The sequence below is a fragment of the Peterkaempfera bronchialis genome, assembly GCF_003258605.2.
GTDB classification, from domain to species: Bacteria; Actinomycetota; Actinomycetes; order Streptomycetales; family Streptomycetaceae; genus Peterkaempfera; species Peterkaempfera bronchialis.
Map to the genome: position 1 here is coordinate 2434677 of NZ_CP031264.1, position 21964 is coordinate 2456640.

Genomic DNA, 21964 nt, shown 5'->3' on the forward strand with positions numbered 1-21964 from the left:
GGCCGCCCTGCCCGGGCCTCAGCGGGCGGTGAGGATCGCCGGGTCCTGGGCGGCGTGCGGCACCAGCACGGTGCTGCGGTCGTCCCGCAGCGGCTGCACGGTGAACATCGGCACGCCGTCCTTGGGCACCGACAGCAGCCGGGCCGCCGCCACCGGGCCGCCGGAGAGCGTCTCCACGGTGACCGCCCAGGGGCCCTTGGCGCCGGAGGGCTTGGGAGCCTCCAGGGTGACGGTGGCGCCCGCCGGGATCTCCACCTCCTTGCCCGCCGGGGTGCCGCCGGAGGCGCCCGCCGACGAGGTCACCCGGACCTTGGCCGCCTCTCCGGTGGAGGTCAGGGTGAGCGTCGAGGTGCCCGCCCGGTTGTCGGCCGCAGTCGCCCGGTCGCCCACCGGGCCGCTGCCGGCCAGCCAGGCGGCATCGGTGTTGCTGCCCTTGCCCCGGTCGACCCGCAGACCGGCCACCACCGGGGTGCTGTGCGCGGGGTCGCTGGGGCTCAGCCGCAGTGCCGACGCCTGCCCCCGGGTCACCTGGCCCAGGTCGACCGCCGCCACCATGCCGGCCTTGACGTGCACGCTCTCGTGACCGGCCGGGGTGAACCAGCCATTGGGGCCGGAGAGCTGCACCTTGAGGTCGGCGTCGTCGTCACCCGGGGCCAGCACCACCAGCCGGGCCGAGGAGAGGTCCCCCGGCAGGCCGGGGATCACCACCGTGCCGTCCGGCGCGGCCGAGGCCGGCAGCCAGTCGCTGCCCTTGCTGCCGTCCGAGGCGTGCAGGGAGGCGCCCACCCGGCCGGTGCGGGCGGCCACCCGGACCACCAGATCGGGCACCGCGTCCTTGATGACGGTGGAGAGCAGCACCGACACCGACTCACCGGCCGGGACGGTGAGGCTGCCGGCGCTGCCGTCGTCGATCTCGCCGGCCAGCCCGTAGAGCACCAGGTCGACGATGGCGGGCTGCCGTTCGACGTTGGTGAGGTTCACATAGTCGGCCCGACCGGCCGCAGTGGAGGCGCCGGCGAACCAGAAGCCGGTGCCGGAGGCGGCGCAGGTCAGCCCGGAGAGGCCACGGCCGCGGCTGTCGGTGACCACGGTGGTCTGCTGCACGGTGAAGCCGGGGGCGAGGCCGCCGTTCGCGACGGCTGCCATGGCGGGGGCGTCGTCGCCGGTGGCAGCCGTGGCGGTGACCGGGGCTCCGGCCTTGTCCAGGGTGGCACGGGGCCCGCCGGACGCCTTGCCGCCGGGCTTCCCACTGGACTTGCCGCTGGGCTTTCCGCTCGGCTTGCCACTGGGCGATCCGCTGGGTGACCCGCTGGGTGACCCGCTGGGCGGTCCACTCGCCCCGGCCCCGCCCGCGACCGCGGTCAGCTGGGCCTTGCCGGTGGCGGCTCCGGACGCCTCCGCCGGGGTGAAGGCGGTGTAGGTGGTGGTGCCGGTCAGGCCCTGCATGGGCTGCGGGCACACCGCCGAGGTGCGCTCGACCGTGGCGCGGGTGGTCCCCTCGGGGCCGGTCGCCACCGGGTCGGCGGGCGGCCGCAGCTCGGCGATGCCGAACGCGGCGGCCAGCACCACGGCGGCGGCCAGCAGCGAGGTGGTGGTGCGGTTGGCGGTCACATTCCTCATCGCTCGTCAGCTCCCGGATCCGTCGCGGCCGGCGCCCCTCGACCCATACGGGTCGGTGGAGCCGCCCTGCTGCAACCAGGGGTCGTCGGGCTCCAGCGAGCCATAGGTGCTGCCGTCCTGGTTCTGCCCCTGGCCATGCCCCTGGACCTGGCCGTGGCCCTGGCCCTGGCCCTGGCCGTAGGGGTCGTAGCCATAGCCCTGGCTCTGCTCGTACTCGCCGCCGTAGCCGGGCTGCGGCGCGGGGACGCCATAGCCCTGCTGCTGCCCGTCCATGGACCCCTCCTGGCCGAAGCCGGGTGGCGGGGCGGGGGCCTCCCAGGTGTAGGGGTCGCCCTGCTGGTAGGGCTGCTGCGCATACCCGGGGTCGGCATATGCGGGTTCGGCATAGCCGGGTTCGGCGTACCCGGGCTGGGCATAGCCGCCCTGCTGCTGGTCGTAGCCGCCGGAGTACCCCTGGTCGTAGTCCGCCTGCTGCGGCACCGCCGCCTGGTACACGGGCTCGGCCGCCGCCTGGTGGTCCGGCTCGTCGGCGGCCGGGTCCTCCTGGCCGTCGGCACCCTCGGCCGCAGCGAGGCGGCGGGCGCGGCGGCTGCCGGGCGCCGGGGGCTCGGCCGCCGCCGGGGCCTCCTCCTCCGGCAGGTCGTCGTCGTTGGTGGACCGCTGCGAGGGCAGCGCCAGCACCACCACGGTGAGGGCCAGCAGCACCTGCGCCCAGATCCAGCCGGTGTGCAGGGCGCCGCCGCGATGGGTGACGGCCAGGGCGCCGCCGGAGGCGGGCAGGGTGAAGCCCTGCGCCCAGCCGTCGACGGTGACCGGGGTGAGCTCCTTGCCGTCCAGGGTGGCCTGCCAGCCGGAGTCGGCGCGCTCGGCGAGTCGGAGCGTCCTGCCGTCGGCACCCGCCGGGATGGTGGTGTGCAGGGAGACCGCACCGGCGGGTACGGCGGTGATGTCGCCGTCGGCGGTGGTGATCACGGCGCGGGCGGCGGTGGCGCCGTCCACCCGCCACAGGGCCGTGCCGCCCTCCTGGCTGACCCGGGTGAGGCCGGGCGTGGTGTCCAGGACGTCCTGGACCCTGCCGATCAGCGGTGCCTGGACCAGGACGTACTCCACCGCGAAACCGGCCAGCCGCCCGGACTGGTCGCCGCCGGAACCGGCCAGCAGATGGCCGACCAGGGAGGTGAGGTCGGGCAGCGGGGTGTCCGTCTCGGCGTCGCCGAGGGACTGGCCGGAGCCGCGCACCAGGGCGTAGGAGACCGGGCCGCTCTTGGCGCCGCCGTGCAGCACCAGGGTGCGGGTACGGTCCACGGTGCCGGCCTCCGCAGCGACGAACGCCGGGACCTGCACCGGGTTGGCCCGCCGCAGCGGCCCGTCGGCGCCGCGCGCCGCCCACCACAGGGCGGTGCCGACCGGCGCCAGTACGGCCGCCAGCACCACCACGGCGGCGACCGGCTGCCGCCACCCGAAGTCGATGTCGGCGACGCGCGCCTGCGCCCCGTCGGCGCCGATGCAGGCGGCGGAGAGCAGCGCGATACCGGTGAGCAGGGTCGCCGGACCGGCCCAGGCGGCGACCGGCAGGGTGCCGTTCTCGGGGGTGACGGTGGTCCCGGCGACCACGATCGCAAAGAGCAGGCCGACCGCCGCGCCCGCCCAGGCGGCCAGCACCGCGCGGCGCCGGTCGGCGCGGAGCAGTGCGGCCAGGGCGGCCAGCACGACACCGGCCGAGAGCAGTACCGGCGGGGTGCCGGCCCCGCCGGGGTTGACCAGGACCAGGCCCAGCGCGGTGGCCGGGGTGCCGGCCGCCTCGGGCAGTCCGGCTTCCAGCAGCAGCCGGGACGGCGAGGAGAGGACGTCCAGCGACCACGGCGCCAGCACCAGGATCGGGGTGCCGACCACGGCCAGGCTGCGCAGTCCCAGGCGGCGCAGCGCGGTGGCGCCGCTGCCGTACGCGCCGCCCCGGACCACCGCCGCGACCAGCGCGGCGACGCAGAGCAGCAGCGCCAGCGCCCAGACGACCGGGACGAAGGCGGTGACCACGGTGAGCAGCAGGGCCGCGGTCCAGGCGCTGCGCCAGCCGGGGCGGCCGCCCCGGGCGGCGGTCTCGCGGCGGATGCCGAGCCCGGCGGTGACGGCGGCGGCGCGGGCCAGCGGCGGCAGCAGCACGGCGAGTACGGCGGTGCCGACGCGGCCCTGGGCGAGGGCGCCGGTGGCGGCGGGCAGGAAGGCGTAGCTGGCGCTGGCCCAGGCGCGGACCGTGCGGGACTCGATCAGCGGCCGGGAGACCAGGTAGGCGGAGACTCCGGCCAGCGGCACGGAGAGCACCAGCAGCAGGGTGAGGGCGAGGTTGGCGTTGCCCAGGAAGAGCCAGGAGAGGACGGCCAGCGCACCCAGGTAGGGCGGCGCGGTGGCGGTGGAGCCGACGCCGACGGAGTGCCAGGCGTCCGCGTACGCGTGCCAGAGTCCGGCGGCCCGGTCGGCGGGCAGCAGGGCGCCGCCCAGCAGGGTGCCGCCGCCGAGCAGGTCGCGGCAGGCGATCAGGGCGACCAGCAGCAGCCCGGCGAAGAGCACCGGGGCCGGGCGGCGGGCGATCCGCTTGAGCCGGGCGAACTGCTCGATCTCCAGGAAGTCCGCGTCGTCGTCGGTGGGTCCGGTCTCCGAGCCGCCGTGCCGCCCGGCGCCCGCGTCGTCGCCGCGACCGGCACCGAGCGCGCCGGCGGCCTGCTCCACGGCGAGCCGGACGGTGGCGCCGGGGGCCGGGAAGAGGGAGCGGTCGTCCAGGGCGGCGGCGGAGCGGGTCCGGGAGCGGCTGCTGCGGGCGCCCAGGAGGCCGGGGAGCCGCAGCAGGACGTGGCCGAGGCCGGCCACCTCGTCCAGGGCCTGGCCGGGTGCCTTGCCCACCAGGTAGCCGACGGCGCGCAGCACGGTGGAGAGCAGCATCCGCAGCAGGAGGTAGGGCAGCAGCAGGCCACGGGAGTTGGCGAGCAGGGTGTAGACGGCACCGGCCTTGTCGACCCGGTGCGGGTGGGCGGCGGCGCAGTCGATGGGGCGGCGCTCGCGGCTGGCCGCCTCGGCGTGGCGGAGTACGGCGTCGGGGGCGACGACGACGCGGTGCCCGGCGGCGTTGACCCGCCAGCAGAGGTCGACGTCGTCGCGCATCAGCGGCAGCGCCTTGTCGAAGCCGCCGAGGTCCTCGAAGACGTCGCGGCGGATCAGCATGCCGGCGGTGGAGACGGAGAGCACCGGGCGGACCTGGTCGTGCTGGCCCTGGTCCTGCTCGCGGCGGTCCAGGCCGGTCCAGCGGCGGCCGGAGCGGGCGATGGAGACGCCGACTTCGAGGAGCTGCCGACGGTCGTACCAGCTGCGCAGCTTGGGGCCGACCACGGCGGCGGAGGGCGTGGAGTCGGCCACCTGGAGCAGTCGGCGCAGCGCGTCGGGCTGCGGCTCGCAGTCGTCGTGCAGCAGCCAGAGCCACTCGACGGGTTCGGTGGGGCCGCTGTGCTGCTCCCCGAGTCCCTCGTCGCGGCCCAGTGGGTCGCCGAAGTCGTCCCAGCCCTGTCCGGCCGGTCCGCCGTGCTGGGCGGGGGTGAGGCTGTAGGGGAGGTCCTCGGGGCGCAGCGGGCGGGTGCTGCGGACAGCCTCGCCGACGGCGGTGCCGAAGCCGGTGCGGCGGGCCAGGTGGAGGACGCTGTCGCCGAGGGCGTCGGCCAGCAGGCGCGGCGAGGCGTCGCCGGAGCCGGTGTCGGCGGCGACGACGCGCTGGACCGGGCGGTCCTGGCCGAGCAGACCTTCGAGGGTCTTGGGGAGCCAGCGGGCGCCGTCGTGCGCGACGACGACCGCGGTGACCAGGTGCCGCGGATAGGCAGGCGGTCGGGTGTGGCTGTAGGCAGTCATCGCGTGAGCGGGCCCCGGTTCGCATGGACGGCAGGTTGTGCGCGCTGTGCCCGCCGGGCGGTGGGGGGTGGGTGTGCCCGGGTCTCGGCGGTGCGCGGTCCGGACGACGCTTCTCCGGATGGCGCACCACACTAACGGCTCCGGCGGGGGTGCCGGGCCGGAGGTGCGGGTGGTGGACGGCGGGGTGGGGCGGGGTGCGGACGCGGCAGCGCCCCGCCGGGTGGGCGGGGCGCTGCCGTGGTGAGGGTCGCCGGTGGCGGTCCGTCAGACTGCGCTCTTCTTCAGGCGGCGGCGCTCCCGCTCGGAGAGTCCGCCCCAGATTCCGAACCGCTCGTCGTTGGCGAGGGCGTACTCCAGGCACTCGGAGCGGACCTCGCAGGCGAGGCAGACCTTCTTGGCCTCCCTGGTGGACCCGCCCTTCTCCGGGAAGAAGGACTCGGGGTCGGTCTGGGCGCACAGGGCACGCTCCTGCCAGCCGAGCTCCTCCTCGGTGTCCTCACCGATCATCAGCTCAAAGAGCTCGCTCATCTGGCGTGCCTCCTAGCCCCTCTTCGCTTCCCCGTGATGGTGCCGTTATCCGGTTGCGGGTGAACGACACGAGTGAAATTACAAGTGCGTCACTCTGGCTCAGTCAAGCCGGGCTCTGGTATTGGCCTGTGGATTCACTCCCCGGAACCAAGGCGCCACAAATAGTGTGCATATTCGGGCAAACCGGAACCACCGCTTCGGGGCGGAGTCGCCTCCTCGCGGCGAACCGCTCTCCAGGGAAGACGATCGACGACGCTTTCCGGTTGCCCGAGCTGGGGCGAAGGCGACATGGATCACAGCCGGATAACGGATCGGCCAAGACTGATGAGGCGCTGCTTCCCTGGGGTCTTCAGGCGCAAACACGGTGGCTGATACGTCCACCGATCGGGTGACCAGGATCAACCGGCTCGGTGACAAGTTGACATCGGGTCGCCGAACGGGTCTCCTGGGTCCATGTCAGTGCGTACCGCCTCCCGGAGCCTCCACGTCGAGCTCCGCCGTGCCGCCAGCGCACTGTGTTGTCCCCGCGCCTGCTGTCTGTAGCGCACCGCGCCGCAGGAGCCGGACGGTCCTGAGCGGCCCTCCCGGATGCTCCGCGGCATACGCGGCCCAATCGGCCCCCACTCCGCACCCTCTGCTCCAGCGCGCCCGGGACCCCTGCGACCGGTGTGCGCGACCGCTTCCGCGAGGACACCGCCCGTGCACCGCACCGTCCGCCCCACCGCCGTCCCCCGTACCCGCTGGACCGACGGCCTCAGCGACCTGTCCATCGCCGGCGACCCGCTGGCCTTCCCCCACCTGGCCGTGGAGAACGCCCCCGGCCACCCCACCACCGTGGCCGGCTTCGCCGCGCTGGCCCGGTCCATCGCCGCCGACCGCGCCCGCTGGCGGCCACTGGTCCGCTATGACGCCCTCACCCGCTGGTACGCCCGGCTGGAGACCGGGCCCGGCTATGAGGTGTGGCTGCTGAGCTGGCTGCCCGGCCAGTCCAGCGGGCTGCATGACCACGGTGCCTCCACCGGGGTGCTGACGGTCGTTCAGGGCGAACTGGCCGAGCGCTCCGTCGACCGCTCCGGCGAGTCCGTCCGCGCCCTGGCGCCCGGGTCCGTGCGGGTCCTTCCCGGTCGCCATGGCCGATCGGGGCAGCGCAGCGGCTCCGCCCCCGGGTACCTCCACGAGATGGTCAACACCACGCTGGAGCCCGCCGTCAGCATCCACGTCTACTCCCCCGGGCTGGTCGAGATGAACCAGTACGGCCAGGTCGCCGCCGCGCGGCGGCAGAGCGCATACGAGGGCGCCTGACCGCGTTGTCGGCCGTGCCTGCGAGGATGGCCGCATGCGCATCGTGGTACTGGCCGGAGGGATCGGCGGCGCGCGCTTCCTGCGCGGCCTCAAGGAAGCGGTCACGCCGGGCGGCGGTCCACCGCCCGGCGATGCCGACATCACCGACACCAACGTCACCGACGTCACCGACGTCACCGACGTCACCGACATCACCGTCATCGGCAACACCGGCGACGACATTCACCTCTTCGGGTTGAAGGTCTGCCCGGACCTCGACACCGTGATGTACACCCTCGGCGGTGGCATCAACGAGGAGCAGGGGTGGGGCAGGGCCGCCGAGAGCTGGTCGGTCAAGGAGGAGCTGAAGGCGTACGGCGTCGGACCGGACTGGTTCGGCCTGGGCGACCGGGACTTCGCCACCCATATCGTCCGCACCCAGATGCTGGCCGCCGGCTACCCGCTGAGCGCGGTCACCGAGGCGCTGTGCGCCCGCTGGCAGCCCGGGGTGCGGCTGCTCCCGATGTCCGACGACCGGGTGGAGACGCACGTCCTGGTCGAGGACGGCGAGGGCCGCCGCGCGGTGCACTTCCAGGAGTACTGGGTGCGGCTGCGCGCCGAGGTCCCGGCGCAGGCGATCCTCCCGGTCGGCGCCGAGGACGCCGCGCCGGCCCCCGGCGTGCTGGAGGCCATCGCCGAGGCCGATGTGATCCTCTTCCCGCCGTCCAACCCGGTGGTCTCCATCGGCACCATCCTGGCCGTGCCCGGCATCCGGCAGGCGGTCGCCGAGGCCGACGCGCCCGTGGTGGGCCTCTCCCCGATCGTCGGCGGCGCCCCGGTGCGCGGCATGGCCGACAAGGTGCTGGCCGCTGTCGGCGTGGAGTCGACCGCCGAGGCGGTGGCCAGGCACTACGGCCCCGGGCTGCTGGACGGCTGGCTGGTGGACACCGCCGACGCCGACGCGGTGCCGGCCGTGGAGGCGGCCGGGATCGTCTGCCGCGCGCTGCCGCTGATGATGACCGACGTCCAGGCCACGGCCGCGATGGCCCGCGCGGCGCTGGCGCTGGCCGAGGAGGTGCGCGGGTGACCGCCTACTCGGTCTGGGGCGTCCCCGGCATCCCGGAGATCGGCCCGGGCGACGACCTGGCCGCCGCCGTCGCCACGGCGGCCCGCGCCGACGGGCTGCCCGGCCTGCGGGGCGGCGACATCCTGCTGGTCACCTCGAAGATCGTCAGCAAGGCCGAAGGCCGCGTGGTGCGGGCCGCCGACCGGGAGGCCGCCATCGACGCGGAGACCGTGCGGCTGGTCGCCCGCCGGGGCAGCGTCCGGATCGTGGAGAACCGGCAGGGCCTGGTGATGGCGGCGGCCGGGGTGGACGCCTCCAACACCGCCCCCGGCACCGTGCTGCTGCTCCCCGAGGACCCGGACGCCTCCGCCCGCGCCCTCCGCGCCCGGCTGCGCGAACTCACCGGCGCCGAGGTCGCGGTCGTCATCACCGACACCTTCGGCCGCCCCTGGCGCAACGGCCTCACCGACGCCGCCATCGGCGCCGCCGGGATCGCCGCACTGGACGACCACCGGGGCCGCACCGACAGCCACGGCAACGAGTTGGCGATGACCGTCACCGCCACCGCCGACGAACTGGCCGCCGCCGGGGACCTCGCCAAGGGCAAGACGGCGGGCCTGCCGGTCGCCGTGGTCCGCGGCCTGGGCCGCCTCACCACGGCCGAGGACGGCGACGGCGCCCGCCCGCTGGTCCGGGCGGCGGCCGACGACATGTTCCGGCTCGGCACCTCGGAGGCGCTGCGGCAGGCGGTGACGCTGCGCCGCACCGTGCGCGCGTTCACCGCCGAGCCGGTGGACGGCGGCGCCGTACGCCGCGCGGTGGCCGCCGCCGTGACCGCGCCCGCGCCGCACCACACCACCCCGTGGCGGTTTGTGCTGCTGGAGAGCGAGGCCGCGCGCACCAAGCTGCTGGACGCCATGCTGGACGCCTGGCGCACCGACCTGCGGGAGCTGGACGGCTGGGACGAGGAGCGGATCGCCCGCCGCACCCGGCGCGGCGATGTGCTGCGGGGTGCGCCGTACCTGGTGGTGCCCTGCCTGGTCGCGGACGGCGCGCACGGCTACCCGGACGGGCGGCGCGGCGCCGCCGAGCGGGAGATGTTCGTGGTCGCGATGGGCGCGTCCGTGCAGAACCTGCTGGTGGCGCTGGCCGGCGAGGGCTATGGCTCGGCCTGGGTGTCGTCCACCATGTTCTGCCGCGACACGGTGCGCGAGGCGCTGGGCATCCCGGACGACTGGGACCCCATGGGCGCGGTGGCCGTGGGCCGCCCCGCCGCTGCGCCCGGGGAGCGCCCGGCCCGGCCCGCCGACCCGTATATCGAGGTGCGCTGAACGGGACGAGCTGAACGGGACGGGCTGAAGAGGGCGGGTCGAAGGGGACCGGCTGAAGCAGCTTGGGCGGACGGCAGCCGGTCCACCGGAGGGGGAGAGAAACGGCGGACCGGCTGCGGGGCTCGGCCTGGTGCCGGGTCACCGGAGGATGCCCGTACCCAAAGGCCACCCGGCGGCCGAGCGGATGGAGATCGCCGTCCCCAGCGGGGCGGCGGAGGTGCTGCCGCCACTCGGTGCGGCCACCGCCTCACTGGTCGGCTGCCCTATGGGCAACCAGGCAAAACGCCTGTTTCCCCATGGGTCCGCCGGGTAGGCGGACCGTCCCGCTTACCGCCCCTCACATCGCCCGGAAGTCGCGCGGGGCCAACCGGGGAGCCCGGCGCGGTGCCTGCGCCCCGGTGAGGCAGATGAGCCGGCAGGCCCGGTAGCGGTGGCCCCGGTACGGCTCCAGCAGCTCCAGCATCCCGGCGTCGTCGGTGCGGTGCCGCCCGGCCAGTACCCAGCCGACGGTGTGGGGCAGGTGCAGGTCGCCCACCGTGACGGCGTCGGCGTCGCCGTTGCTGCGCTGGAGCGTCTCGGCGGCCGTCCACGGCCCGACCCCCGGCACGGCGGCCAGCCGGGCGGCGGCAGCCGCCGGCTCCATCGCGGACGCCTCCTCCAGACGCGGTGCCAGCCGGGCCGCCCGCACCACCGTGGCGGCCCGCTTGGCGTCCACCCCGGCGCGGTGCCACTCCCAGGACGGGACCATCGCCCAGTCCCGGGCGGCGGGCGCCACCCGCATCCGGGCCACCGGTGAGCCGTACGCGGCCGCCGGGCCGGGGGCGGGCGTGCCGAACCGCTGGAGCAGCAGCCGCCACCCCCGGTACGCCTCGTCGGCGGTGACCTTCTGCTCCAGCACCGTGGGGACCAGCGACTCCATCACCAGGCCGGTGCGGCCGATCCGCAGCCCCGGGTGGCGCCGGTGGGTGTCGTACAGCAGCCGGTGGCGGGGGTCCGGGGCGAAGCCGGACGGGTCGTCGCCGTCGCCCAGCAGGACCGGCAGCCGGTCCAGCAGCCACTCCGCGCCCGGCCCCCAGGCCCGCGCCTCCACCGCGCCCTCCGAGGGCCGCGCGGCGATCCGCACCGTGCCGGGCCCGGCCGGGGTGCGGGAGGCCCGCCAGACGGCGCCGTCCGGGGTGGTGCGGTACGCGGGGTCGCCGGGGCCCCGGCGCAGGAACCCCAGGGTGAGCCCGAGGTCGAGCGGGTACGGCGGCCGCCAGGTGCGCCCCGGCCCGGCCTCGGCGGAGGCCGGTCCGGGCGCGGGCCTGGGCGGCGGGACGGTCATGACCGTCCAGCGTACGCGGCGCTACCGTCCCTGGAGGTCGGCGGCCTCGCTGCGGATCTCGGAGAGCCGCGCATAGAGCGCGCTGCCCGGGCACTGGGTGGCCAGGGCATCGCGGTGCCCGGAGATCGCCCTGAGCTCGGTCCGCTTGGAGCCCAGTACGGCGGTCCCGGTCGGGTTGCGGCCGCCGATGCCCAGCTTCCAGGCGGCGAGCCGGGCGATGGCGTCCACCATGTCGTCGGGCACCTCGCCGTCCGTGAAGGTGCCGAGCGCGGCCACCCCCGTGGAGTCGTTGTTGTACCCGAGGGTGTGGGCGCCCATGACCGGCCGGTCGACGCCCCCGGCCCGGCCCTCGTAGATGGTGCCGCACTTGTCGACCAGGAAGTTGTAGCCGATGTCGCGCCAGCCGTTGCTCTCCACGTGGTAGCGGTAGATCGAGCGGATGATCGCGTCCGACTCGGAGCAGTCGTAGTCGTTGCCGGTCACGGTGTGGTGGACGAAGACGACCTTCACCGTGCCGGTGTACTCCGGGTCGCCGCTGCGCAGCTTCTCGTCGGCCCGCCAGCCCGCCCGGGTGACGATGGTCGGCCGGTCGGCGGTGTACGAGCGGCGGCCCATCCGCCGCCCCGCGCCCCCCGGCCCGGCCGAGGCCGGCAGCCGGGGCTCCAGCGCACTGTGCGTCCCGCTGCCCGGGTCGACCAGGTCCACCCGCAGGCCGGCCGGCAGATACGAGCGGCCGGGGCGCACCTGCACCTCCACCCCGTCGGAGGGGCCCGTCCAGAGCGGCGCCGTCCCGCCACGGGCGCCGGGGGCGTCGCGCTCGGCGGAGTTGACGTCGGGTGCGTCGTCGGACCCCCCGGTCACCTCGTGCCAGCCGCTCCAGCGCCCGCTGCGGGCGTCCCGGGTACGGGCCCGCACGGTGCCGTCCAGTTCGGCGTGCGGGTCGTCCCAGGTCACCCCGAGCAGGGAGAACGGATGGGTGCGCTGTGCGGGCACCTCCAGCAGCCCGCGGCTGCCGCCGCCTGTGCGCAGCTCCGGTCCGGCGGCGGTCAGCGGGAGGGTGGTGGTGGCTCCGTCCGAGTCGCCGACGGGTACGGCAGCTATCCCCGCACCGCCCGAGACCAGCCCGGCCCGCACCGCGGAGTCCGCCGGGCTGCCACTGGCCAGACCCTGTAGGGCGAGGGCGGCGCAGCCCGCCCCCAGTGCTGTCACAAGAGCAATGCGCATAAAAAGGATATTGGGCCCATATCCCTCATGACGCCACCTCAACTGGCGAACCGCCAGAATCACCGGCAGACCCCCGTCCCGGACCCCCTCCACAGCCCGCCCGGCCGCGCACCTCGGCGGGTCCAGGCCTTAGTCTGGGGCGCACCATGACTGCGACATTCGCCGCCGACGCCCGCACCCCCGCCGACCTGCTGCGATCCGCGCTCGACGGGGACCCTGCCCGCCCCCTGGTCACCTTCTACGACGACGGCACCGGGGAGAGAGTCGAACTGTCCGTCAGGACATTCGACAACTGGGTCGCCAAGACCTCCAACCTGCTCCAGGACGAACTGGGCGCAGGCCCCGGCGACCGCGCCGCCCTGCTGCTGCCCGCCCACTGGCAGACCGCCGTCTGGCTGCTGGCCTGCTGGTCGGTGGGGGTGGCCGCCGCCCCCGGCGGCGACCCGGAACCGGCCGACCTGGTGGTCAGCGGTCCCGACGGCCTGGAGGCCGCCCAGGCGTGCTCCGGCGAACGGGTGGCGCTGGCCCTGCGCCCGCTCGGCGGACGCTTCCCGCAGCGCCCGGCCGGCTTCCTGGACTACGCGGCCGAGGTGCCCGCCCAGGGCGACCGCTTCGCGCCGTACTCCCCGGTGGACCCGGAGGCCGTGGCGCTGGAGACCGAGACCGGCGGCCTGCCGCTGCGGCTCACCGGCGAGGAGGTCGTCCAGCATGCCCGCGCGGGCGCCGCCCGGCTGGGCATCGCACCGGGCAGCCGGGTGCTCTCCACCCTGCCGTACGACACCTGGGAGGGCCTGGAGGCGGGGCTGCTGGCGCCGCTGGCCGCAGGCGCCTCCGTGGTGCTCTGCCGCAACTCCGCAGAGCTCTCCGCCGAGCAGTGGGAGCAGCGGACCGCCTCCGAGCGGGTCACCCTGCGGCTGGGCTGATCCGGCCGACGGCTGTTGGGCGGCGCCTACGGGGGTAGGCGCCGCTCCGGACGAACACGGCATCGTACGCCGTGCAACCTTGCGATTCGCCTGTGTGTCTTAGTGGGCATACCCGCCGGGTCGACCGGCTCTCCGCACGGAGCCGGGCGCCGCCCGTTCATGACGCACAGGGGGATAGGGAACCGACGTGTCCAGCTCTTCAGGCACCCCCGAACAGCCGGAACACCGGGAGCCGCCGGCGGCTGCCGACCCGGACTCCGCCGCCGAGTCCGAGTCCGACATATCCGAGGCCGAGCCACCGGAACCCGAGCAGCCCGAGGCCACACAGCCCGAGGCCGGGCCCGAGCACCCCGAACCCGCGCAGCCCGGGCCCGAGCACCCCGAACCCGAGCACCCCGAGGCGGGCGCCGCCAAGCCCCGTCGGCGGCGGCGCAGGCTCCTCGCCGCCGGGGCCGGCACCCTGGCCCTGCTGCTGGCAGCCGGCGGCGGCACCGCCTGGTGGGCGTACCACCGGCTGGACGGCAATATCCACACCGACGCCGCCACCGGCCGGATCCTCCAGCAGGAGGAGTCCGCCCGACCGCAGCGCAACCCCGACCCCAAGACCTACAACGCCGAGAACATCCTGCTCATCGGCAGCGACGACCGCAGCGGCAGCAACGCCCAGTACGGCCCGGCGGGCGGGCAGCGCTCGGACACCACGATCCTGCTGCACCTCTCGGCCGACCGGCAGCGCGCCGTCGCGGTCTCCATCCCGCGCGACGCCATGGTCCAGGTGCCCGCCTGCGAGCGGGCCGACGGCTCACACACCCGTCCGCAGCTCGTCCAGTTCAACTGGGCCTTCGAGTTCGGCGGCGCCGCCTGCACCATCCGCACCGTGGAGGACCTGACCGGCATCCGCGTGGACCACCATCTGATCGTCGACTTCTCCGGCTTCAAGAAGATGGTGGACGCGGTCGGCGGCGTGGATGTCTGCCTGGACCAGGATGTGCACGACAAGGACGCCAGGCTGGACCTGACCGCCGGCCCGCACCGGCTGAGCGGTGAGCAGGCGCTGGGCTTCGTCCGGGTGCGGGAGACGCTCGGCGACGGCAGCGACACCGAGCGGATGGGACGGCAGCAGGAGTTCCTCGGGTCGCTGGTCAAGAAGGTGCAGTCGGACGGGGTGCTGCTCAACCCGGCCAAGCTGTGGCCGCTGCTGGACTCGGCGACCTCGGCGATCACCGCCGACCCCGGGCTCAGCTCGCTGAGCGACCTCTACGGCCTGGCGGAGAGCCTGCGCTCGATGCCGACCGAGAATGTGGCCTTTCTGACCGCGCCCCGCGAGCCCTACCCGGCGGACCACAACCGGGACCAGCTGGTGCAGCCGCAGGCCGGCCTGCTCTTCAAGGCGCTGGAGGAGGACCGGCCGGTACAGGTGCTGTCCGACTCCGTCACCACCGCGGGGGACGGTGGGGGCACGGCTTCCCCCTCGCCCTTTGCGACCGGCTCCGCCTCCGATGAGGCACCGATCTTCCATGGTCGAACAGCCGACCAGGAAATCTGTGGCAAGAGATGACCACGGTCTCTTAAAATCACCGACGCTCTGCACCGATATGCCCGATCTGTCGGACGCGGAATTTGTCACGCGGCTGCCGACCGGTTCAACTAGGCAGCTAGTGTGTGCCCGGTCAACCCGGCGGCAGTACACCCGGCAGTACACCCGGCAGTACACCCGGCACTACACGAAGACCACAGGACTGACTCGCGCAGGGGGAGCGCGGACCGGCATGGCGGAGGGGTTAGAACCGTGAACGCTGGAGACGGCCGTACGCACGGCGCCTCAGGCAGCGGCCCCGGTTGGCCGGAAGGCGAGGACCCGGCGGACCAGTGGGTCCTCGACCCTGCCACCGGCAGCTACCGGCTGAACCTGGACGGCGGCGCCGGTGCGCCCAAGGCCGCCGTGCCCGCCCAGGGGCGCCCCGCCGACGGCCGCCCGGCCTCCCGCACCAGCCAGTCGGCCGCCACCGGCCAGACCTCCCAGACCTCCCAGATCTCCCAGATCTCCCAGACCGGCCAGACCGGACGGACCGCCCGGGTCGGCGACACCCAGACCACCGCCGCCATCCCCGCGCAGAGCCGGGGCCGGGCGGCCAACCGCCGGGCGCGCGACGGGCAGCCCGGTGCCGCCGAGACCCCCGACACCCCGAGACCGGCGGCCGGGCCGCCCGCCGCAAGGCGAGCCGGACCCCCACCCGGGGCCGCCGCGCGCTCAAGTGGACGGCCGGCGTCGGCGGCTTCGTCCTGGTGGCCGGCTGCGCCGGCGGCATCTACGCGTACCAGCACCTCAACGGCAACATCACCGGGGTCGACGTCAACCTCGGCGACGAGGCCCACCGCCCCAAGGCCGCCACCAAGGCCGTCAACATCCTGATCATCGGCACCGACAGCCGTGAGGGCCTGGGCAAGAAGTACGGGGACGAGGGCAGCGTCGGCCATGCCGACACCACCTTCCTCTTCCATGTCTCGGCGGACCGCACCAATGCCACCGCCGTCTCCATCCCCCGCGACCTGTTGGTGGACATCCCCGAGTGCAAGACCGGGGACAAGGTGATCCCGGGCACGGACAGGGCGATGTTCAACACCAGCCTCGGCCAGGACGGCCGCGACCCGGGCTGCACCTGGAAGACCGTCGAGAAGCTGACCGGCGTCCGAGTCGACCACTTCGTGGAGGTCAACTTCGAAGCGGTGAAGACCCTCTCCACCGCCGTCGGCGGTGTCGAGGTCTGCGCCGCCAAAGACCTGGTCGACCCCAAGTCGCATCTGAACATGAAGGCCGGGCACCATGTGATCAAGGGCGATGAGGCGCTCGCCTTCGTCCGGACCCGGCATGCGGTCGGCTTCGGCGGCGACCTCACCCGCATCCCGCTCCAGCAGCAGTTCATCAGCGGCCTGATCCGCAAGGTGAAGAGCGACGGCACGCTCACCGACCCCACCAAGGTGTGGAACCTCGCCGACGCCGCCACCAAGGCGCTCACCGTCGACCAGTCCATCGCCGGCGTACTGAAGCTGAAGGACCTGGCGCAGGACCTCAGCGCGGTGGACACCAAGCACATCACCTTCACCACGGTCCCGGTGATCGACGACACGGAGGACAAGAACCGCCTGGCGCTGAAGCAGCCCGACGCCTCCCAGCTCTTCCAGATGGTCGCCGCCGACAGGTCGCTGACCAAGGTCAAGAAGAAGGGCACCGCCTCCGCCTCCGCGTCGGCCGCCGCCTCCCCCGCCGCCACGACCAAGGCCGCGCCGGCCGACGTCCGGGTCACGGTGAAGAACGGCAGCGGCGTCACCGGCCAGGCCCAGGCGACCGTGGAGTGGATGCAGAACACCAAGGGCTACCTCCGCAGCAGCAACGGCTTCAACGCCCCCTCGACCGAGAAGACCACGCTGTACTACGCGCCCGACCACGCCGACCAGGCCCGCACCCTGGCCGAGGCCATGGGCCTGCCCGCCACACAGATGAAGGCCACCACCGAGTACGGCACCGGGGAGAAGGACCCGATGCTGCTGATCCTGGGCAAGGACTTCACCGCGCCCGGCATCTCGCTCACCGCCCCCACCGTCGCGCCGTCCGACCTCCAGCGCGTCCAGGCCGACGACACCAATCTCTGCGCGAAGTGACGCACAGTCAGTGATGGTTCGAATGCATTCCGCATTCGATTGCGATGGCGTCCGCGAAATTATCCGGCGAAAAGGTTGTACAGAGCCGACTGTGATCTGAATCACGGTCGGCTATTTCCCGATTCACCACCCGGAACCTGTGCGCGAATGGCCTTCGAAAGGTAGGTTACGGAATGATAGCGGCTCCGGCCGCCCGTTTCCTCCCCGGAGAAGGTGAACCGTCCCCATGGCCACCCACGACCGCCCCGCCCCGGCGGGCGGCACACCCACCGACTCCGGTGCGGCCCCGCCGGCGCAGGACGCCGCCGCCATCCCCGGCCAGCGTTCCCACCGGGCCGCCGGGAGCAGCCGGAGCAGCCGCCGCAAGCCCAAGTCCGGGATCAAGCGCTATCTGAAGCCGATATCCATAGGCGCCGGCGCCTGCGTACTTCTCACCGCCGTCTCCGGCTGGCTTTACTACGAACACCTCAACAGCAATATCGAGACATCGAAGAAAAATCTCAGTGACGCCAAGGGGAAGCGCACCGCTCCCAATGCGTTCGGGCAGGTCCCGCTGAACATCCTGCTGCTGGGCTCGGACAGCCGGGCCACCGAGCGGGCCCGGAAACTCGGCGGCGGAAAGAACCTCAAGGACAGTCCGCCGCTGGCCGATGTGCAGATGCTGCTCCATGTGTCGGCCGACCGCAGCAATGCCTCGCTGATCAGCATCCCCCGCGACACCATGGTGGACATTCCCGAGTGCCGCGACGAGTCGGGCAAGGACTATCCGGCCATCCCCTACCGGCGCATCAACGAGTCGCTGGCGCACGGCGGACCGGGCTGCACCCTGGGGACCTGGACCGAGGTCACCAAGCTCGACATCGACCACTTCATGGTGATCGACTTCGGCGGAGTGGTGGACATGGCCCAGGCCGTGGGCGGGGTCACGGTCTGCGTCAACATGAACATGTACGACCGCAAGACCAAGATCGGCGGCACCGGGCTCAAGCTTCCCAAGGGGGAGAGCAAGCTCAACGCCGAGCAGTCGCTGCTCTGGCTGCGTACCCGCGATGCCTGGGGCAGCGACCTCAACCGCACCAAGGCGCAGCGGATGTACCTCAACTCGCTGATCCGGAAGCTGAAGGACGAGGGGACCCTCACCAACCCGGGCAGGCTGATGGACCTTGCGGAGGCGGCCACCAATGCGCTCAAGGTGGACGACGGCCTCAACACGGTGAAGAAGCTCTACGACCTGGGCACCGAGCTGCGCAAGGTCCCCGCGAACCGCATCACCACGCTGACCGTCCCGTTCCTTCAGGACCCGCAGAACAAGAACACCGTGGTCATCAACAAGCCCGATGCCGACAAGATCTGGCAGATGCTGCTCGCCGATGTGCCGCTGGACAAGAACGGCGGCAAGAAGAAGGCCGCACCCTCCGCATCGGCGACCGCCCCCGCGAGCACCCCGGCGGTCGACAGGTCCACGGTCGCGGTGACCGTGCGGAACGGCACCACGGTGCAGAAGCGCGCCGCAACGCTCGCCACCGAACTGGTGGGCCTCGGGTTCACCCAGGCTGCCGTGGGGACGCCCGGAAACGCTGACGCCCAGTCGGAGACGACGCTGACCTTCGGCGCCTCCCACCAGGCGGAGGCCCAGGCGGTCGCCGCCGCCCTGAAGCTGCCCGCCAGTGCTCTCAAGGAGTCCCCCTCGGGGGGCGCGCCGGCGCTGGTGATCGGCGACGACTGGACGGACGGCAGCACCTTCCCGGTGCGGGAGACGCCCAAGGCCGGCGACCTGCCCTCCAGCGTCGAGGTCAAGCACGCCTCCGACAAGAGCGACTGCATGCAGGTGGTCCCGCAGGGGACCACCTACACCTGGTGACGGGTCGGCGTCAGACCTGAGTGAGCACGCCGTCCCGCTCGACATACTCCTCGGCCGTGCGGGGGCAGCGCCACCGCACGGCACCGTCCCCGCCGTGCCCGTCCCCGCCGTGCCCGTCCTCGGGCTGCCGCTCCAGGGGCTCTCCGGCCCGGCCGACCCATTTGAGGCGGCGGGCCGGCACCCCGGCGACCAGGGCGAAGTCGGGTACATCGCGGTGGACCACGGCCCCGGCGGCGACCAGCGCCCAGCGGCCGACCGTCACCCCGGCGACCAGCACCGCGCGGGCACCCACCGAGCAACCCTGACGGAGCGTCACCCCGCGTGCGTCCCAGTCGTCGCCGCGCTTCAGCTTCCCGTCCGGGTCGACCGCGCGGGGGTAGAGGTCATTGGTGAGCACCGCCGCCGGGCCGACGAAGACCCCGTCCTCCAGGACGGCGGGCTCGTACACCAGGGCGTGGTTCTGGAGCTTGACGCGGTCGCCGAGGCGCACGCCCGGCCCGACATAGGCGCCCCGGCCGATGATGCAGTCCCGGCCCACCACGGCCGCCTCGCGCACCTGGGCCAGGTGCCAGACCACGGTGCCCTCGCCCACCTCGGCGCGCTCGTCGACATCCGCGCTCGGCTGGATACGCGCTCCGCTGTGCGCCATCGGCCGCCCCTTCCGATACCCGTGCCCACCTGTGGTGGCGCGAGCGTACCGAGCGGGGGCGGCCGATGCGGGGAGGTTCAGCGTCCGGCGAGGTTCCCGCCGACAGCGCCCGGCTCCGGGGCCTTGCTAGCGATCACCCGGCGGGCCAGCGAGCGCGGCGAGGTCAGGAAGCCCCAGCCCCAGGACATGTGCATGGTGGCCAGCGCCACCGGCAGCTGCGCCCGGGCCTTCAGCGACAGCCCCCGGCCCTCCTTGAGCGAGCCCAGCAGGATCGCCGCGGCGTAGCCGCCGGGAACCGCCAGGAACGCCGGGTGCAGCGCCGCGCCCAGCACCAGGCCGCCGACCACGCCCAGCAGCGCGGCGGGCGGGGCGAGGTAGCGCAGATTGACCGAGCCCCGGTGGTAGCGGGTGACCACCCGCCGCCAGCGGCCGTAGTCCTTGTACTGCTTGGCGAGCGCCCGTATGGACGGCCTCGGCCGGTACGAGACCCGCAGCTCGGGGGTGAACCAGATCAGCCCGCCGCTCTGCCGGATGCGGTAGTTGAGCTCCCAGTCCTGGGCGCGGATGAACTCCTCGTTGTAGCCGCCCAGCTTCTCCAGCACCTCGCGGCGGAAGACGCCCAGGTAGACGGTGTCGGCCGGGGCCGCCTCGCCGCCGGTGTGGAAGGCCGCGTTGCCGACCCCTATCCGGGAGGTCATGGCCGCGGCGACGGCCTCCTCCCACGCGGTCTCGCCCTCGGCGTGCATGATCCCGCCGACGTTGGCCGCGTCCCGCTCGGCCAGCAGCCGTACCGCTGTGGCGATGTAACCGGGGGTCAGCATCCCGTGGCCGTCGACCCGCACCACGACGGGGTTGCGGGAACCCCGGATGGCGGCGTTCAGGGCGGCCGGGGTGCGGCCGGTCGGATTGGGGACCGTGTGCACCCGGGGGTCCTCGGCGACCAGTTCGGCGGCGATCTCGTCGGTCCGGTCGGTGGACGGGCCGAGCGCGATCACCACCTCCAGCCCCCCGGCGTACTCCTGCTCCAGGATGTGCCGGACGGCAGTCCGCAGGTGTCGTTCCTCGTTGAGCACCGGCATGATCACGGAGACCGCCGGCAGCTCCTCGGCAGTGTTGGCGCTCATCGCGCCCACCGTACAGGTGCGGAGCGACCCCCCGCTCCGCCGGATGCCGGAGCCGCCCATCCAATGTCAAGCAAAACCGGAACCATTCACCCGAAAGGGCGCAAGGGCGCCAAGGAGGGCGGGTACTGCCCGCCGGCACCGGCGCCCCGGCAACCACCTGCCCCTGACGCGGCATGCGGATCCACCCGACCCGGGCCGTGGCAGCCCGGTGGGTCACCCAGCACGCCGCCGGTGACCCGCACTTCGCCGGGGCGTTCATCAGCGGCTCGGCCGCCTGGCTCCCCGGCGACGCCGAACTGCCCGCCCCCAGCCACCGACTGCGACCATGGACACTCCGGCGACCGGGGAGGCATCCCATGCAGATCCACGAAGCCCGAGCCACGGCAGCCCGGTGGGTCGCCCAGCACGCCGCCCGCGACCCGCACTTCGCCGGGGCGTTCATCAGCGGCTCGGCCGCCTGGCTCCCCGGCGACGCCGAACTGCCCGCCACCTCCGACGTGGATGTGCTGCTCGTCACCACCGCCCCGCAGCCGCCGCCCAAACCGGGCAAGGTGCGGTACGGCGGCATCCTGATCGAGGCCAGCCCGCTGCCCTGGGCGGAGGTCTGCTCGCCGGAAGCGGTGCTCTCCTCCTACTACCTGGCCGGGAGCTTCCGCACGGACACCGTGCTGGCCGACCCCACCGGCCACCTGGCCCGACTGCACACAGCGGCGGCCGGGGAGTACGCGAGAAGGCCCTGGGTCCGCCGCCGCTGCCGGCACGCCGAACGCCGGATCACCGACGGGCTCGCCGCCCTGGACGAGGCGCGACCACTGCCCGGCCAGGTGATGGCATGGATCTTCCCGACCGGAGTCACCACCCATGTGCTGCTGACCGCAGGGCTGCGCAACCCCACCGTCCGCCTGCGCTACGCGGCGGCCCGCACCCTGCTGCTGGAGTACGACCGCCCGGACATCCATGAGGAACTGCTGCGCCTGCTCGGCTGCGAGCACCTCTCCGCCGAGCGGGTCGCAGACCATCTGCGGGCCATGGCCGAGGTCTTCGACACCGCCGCCGCCCTGGCCCGGACACCCTTCCCCTTCTCCTCCGACCTCACCCCCGAGGCACGCCCGATCGCCGTGGACGGCAGCCGGGAGCTGATCGGCCGGGGCCTCCACCGCGAGGCCGTCTTCTGGATCGCCGTGACCTACGCCCGCTGCCTGACCGTCCTCGAAGCCGACGCCCCGCCGGAGGTGCGGGCCGCCCACACCCCGGGCTTCACCGGGCTCCTCGCCGACCTCGGGATCGCCTCCCCCGCCGATCTGCGCCGCCGCGCCCAAGAGGTGCGCGGCTATCTGCCGCGCCTGCGCGAGACCGCCGAGCACATCCTGACGGCCAACCCCGCCGCCATGGACTGACGCCCCGTCAATCGAGCCACAGGGCGGCGGAGAACGGGCGCGGCCCCGGCGCACCTGCTGTGCGCCGGGGCCGTCCCCGTTCCCCCGT

Annotated in this window: 17 protein-coding genes; 9 read left to right on the forward strand and 8 right to left on the reverse strand. The window is 73.9% G+C overall.

What is annotated here, in order from left to right:
- Positions 1-18: 18 nt before the first annotated feature.
- Positions 19-1620, reverse strand: coding sequence for a DUF5719 family protein (locus C7M71_RS10610; protein WP_111495136.1), 1602 nt, complete (start codon positions 1618-1620; stop codon positions 19-21).
- 6 nt (positions 1621-1626) lie between these two features.
- On the reverse strand, positions 1627-5508 hold the full coding sequence (locus C7M71_RS10615; RefSeq protein WP_114914313.1) for a glycosyltransferase family 2 protein: 3882 nt from the start codon (positions 5506-5508) through the stop codon (positions 1627-1629).
- 118 nt (positions 5509-5626) lie between these two features.
- Here C7M71_RS10615 and C7M71_RS32575 point away from each other — a divergent pair, with 118 nt between their 5' ends.
- Positions 5627-5752 (forward strand): hypothetical protein, encoded by a 126-nt coding sequence (locus C7M71_RS32575; RefSeq protein WP_265737649.1) that lies wholly within the window; start codon positions 5627-5629, stop codon positions 5750-5752.
- 20 nt (positions 5753-5772) lie between these two features.
- Here C7M71_RS32575 and C7M71_RS10620 read toward each other — a convergent pair whose 3' ends face one another.
- A complete protein-coding gene (locus C7M71_RS10620; RefSeq protein WP_111494589.1) occupies positions 5773-6036 on the reverse strand; it encodes a WhiB family transcriptional regulator in 264 nt (87 codons plus the stop codon).
- A 699-nt stretch (positions 6037-6735) separates the two neighbouring features.
- Between C7M71_RS10620 and C7M71_RS10630 the strand changes: the two genes are divergently transcribed.
- From C7M71_RS10630 to C7M71_RS10640, 3 genes are read left to right on the forward strand one after another with little or no spacing between them, the layout of a single operon-like run.
- Positions 6736-7338, forward strand: a complete 603-nt coding sequence (locus tag C7M71_RS10630) for a cysteine dioxygenase (RefSeq protein ID WP_229758650.1) — start codon at positions 6736-6738, stop codon at positions 7336-7338.
- Between the two features lie 34 nt (positions 7339-7372).
- Positions 7373-8404 (forward strand): 2-phospho-L-lactate transferase, encoded by a 1032-nt coding sequence (gene cofD / locus C7M71_RS10635; RefSeq protein ID WP_111494583.1) that lies wholly within the window; start codon positions 7373-7375, stop codon positions 8402-8404.
- A complete protein-coding gene (locus C7M71_RS10640) occupies positions 8401-9714 on the forward strand; it encodes a coenzyme F420-0:L-glutamate ligase (protein ID WP_194104075.1) in 1314 nt (437 codons plus the stop codon). Before cofD ends, C7M71_RS10640 begins: the two co-directional genes overlap by 4 nt.
- A gap of 337 nt (positions 9715-10051) precedes the next feature.
- Here C7M71_RS10640 and C7M71_RS10645 read toward each other — a convergent pair whose 3' ends face one another.
- Positions 10052-11038, reverse strand: a complete 987-nt coding sequence (locus tag C7M71_RS10645; protein ID WP_175607665.1) for a DNA-3-methyladenine glycosylase family protein — start codon at positions 11036-11038, stop codon at positions 10052-10054.
- 21 nt (positions 11039-11059) lie between these two features.
- Complete coding sequence (locus tag C7M71_RS10650) at positions 11060-12262, reverse strand: N-acetylmuramoyl-L-alanine amidase (RefSeq protein ID WP_111492161.1); 1203 nt, start codon at positions 12260-12262, stop codon at positions 11060-11062.
- A 146-nt stretch (positions 12263-12408) separates the two neighbouring features.
- Here C7M71_RS10650 and C7M71_RS10655 point away from each other — a divergent pair, with 146 nt between their 5' ends.
- Complete coding sequence (locus C7M71_RS10655) at positions 12409-13185, forward strand: TIGR03089 family protein (protein ID WP_111492160.1); 777 nt, start codon at positions 12409-12411, stop codon at positions 13183-13185.
- Between the two features lie 187 nt (positions 13186-13372).
- Positions 13373-14743, forward strand: a complete 1371-nt coding sequence (locus tag C7M71_RS10660) for an LCP family protein (RefSeq protein WP_111492159.1) — start codon at positions 13373-13375, stop codon at positions 14741-14743.
- Between the two features lie 338 nt (positions 14744-15081).
- On the opposite strand, the gene C7M71_RS31615 is transcribed toward C7M71_RS10660, so the two are convergent.
- Complete coding sequence (locus C7M71_RS31615) at positions 15082-15369, reverse strand: hypothetical protein (protein WP_229758651.1); 288 nt, start codon at positions 15367-15369, stop codon at positions 15082-15084.
- Between the two features lie 102 nt (positions 15370-15471).
- Between C7M71_RS31615 and C7M71_RS10665 the strand changes: the two genes are divergently transcribed.
- Positions 15472-16845 (forward strand): LCP family protein, encoded by a 1374-nt coding sequence (locus C7M71_RS10665; RefSeq protein ID WP_229758652.1) that lies wholly within the window; start codon positions 15472-15474, stop codon positions 16843-16845.
- 226 nt (positions 16846-17071) lie between these two features.
- Positions 17072-18706 (forward strand): LCP family protein, encoded by a 1635-nt coding sequence (locus tag C7M71_RS10670; protein ID WP_111492157.1) that lies wholly within the window; start codon positions 17072-17074, stop codon positions 18704-18706.
- A gap of 10 nt (positions 18707-18716) precedes the next feature.
- Here the strand turns inward: C7M71_RS10670 and C7M71_RS10675 are convergent, their stop codons facing one another.
- Both C7M71_RS10675 and C7M71_RS10680 read right to left on the reverse strand, forming a co-directional pair.
- Positions 18717-19355, reverse strand: a complete 639-nt coding sequence (locus C7M71_RS10675) for an acyltransferase (RefSeq protein WP_111492156.1) — start codon at positions 19353-19355, stop codon at positions 18717-18719.
- A 77-nt stretch (positions 19356-19432) separates the two neighbouring features.
- Positions 19433-20479: a glycosyltransferase family 2 protein gene (locus C7M71_RS10680; RefSeq protein ID WP_111492155.1), complete on the reverse strand. Its 1047-nt coding sequence runs from the start codon at positions 20477-20479 to the stop codon at positions 19433-19435.
- Positions 20480-20835: 356 nt separating this feature from the next.
- Between C7M71_RS10680 and C7M71_RS10685 the strand changes: the two genes are divergently transcribed.
- On the forward strand, positions 20836-21876 hold the full coding sequence (locus tag C7M71_RS10685; protein ID WP_111492162.1) for a hypothetical protein: 1041 nt from the start codon (positions 20836-20838) through the stop codon (positions 21874-21876).
- Positions 21877-21964 lie beyond the last annotated feature (88 nt).

What these genes read in the sequence shown, in the direction of transcription:
- cofD (WP_111494583.1), top strand. Translation starts at nt 7,373, where the DNA reads ATGCGCATCGTGGTACTGGCCGGAGGGATCGGCGGCGCGCGCTTCCTG.
- C7M71_RS10615 (WP_114914313.1), bottom strand. Translation starts at nt 5,508, where the DNA reads ATGACTGCCTACAGCCACACCCGACCGCCTGCCTATCCGCGGCACCTG.
- C7M71_RS10675 (WP_111492156.1), bottom strand. Translation starts at nt 19,355, where the DNA reads ATGGCGCACAGCGGAGCGCGTATCCAGCCGAGCGCGGATGTCGACGAG.
- C7M71_RS10655 (WP_111492160.1), top strand. Translation starts at nt 12,409, where the DNA reads ATGACTGCGACATTCGCCGCCGACGCCCGCACCCCCGCCGACCTGCTG.
- C7M71_RS10670 (WP_111492157.1), top strand. Translation starts at nt 17,072, where the DNA reads ATGGCCACCCACGACCGCCCCGCCCCGGCGGGCGGCACACCCACCGAC.
- C7M71_RS32575 (WP_265737649.1), top strand. Translation starts at nt 5,627, where the DNA reads ATGGCGCACCACACTAACGGCTCCGGCGGGGGTGCCGGGCCGGAGGTG.
- C7M71_RS10645 (WP_175607665.1), bottom strand. Translation starts at nt 11,038, where the DNA reads ATGACCGTCCCGCCGCCCAGGCCCGCGCCCGGACCGGCCTCCGCCGAG.
- C7M71_RS10610 (WP_111495136.1), bottom strand. Translation starts at nt 1,620, where the DNA reads ATGAGGAATGTGACCGCCAACCGCACCACCACCTCGCTGCTGGCCGCC.
- C7M71_RS10650 (WP_111492161.1), bottom strand. Translation starts at nt 12,262, where the DNA reads ATGCGCATTGCTCTTGTGACAGCACTGGGGGCGGGCTGCGCCGCCCTC.
- C7M71_RS10620 (WP_111494589.1), bottom strand. Translation starts at nt 6,036, where the DNA reads ATGAGCGAGCTCTTTGAGCTGATGATCGGTGAGGACACCGAGGAGGAG.
- C7M71_RS10685 (WP_111492162.1), top strand. Translation starts at nt 20,836, where the DNA reads ATGCAGATCCACGAAGCCCGAGCCACGGCAGCCCGGTGGGTCGCCCAG.
- C7M71_RS10680 (WP_111492155.1), bottom strand. Translation starts at nt 20,479, where the DNA reads ATGAGCGCCAACACTGCCGAGGAGCTGCCGGCGGTCTCCGTGATCATG.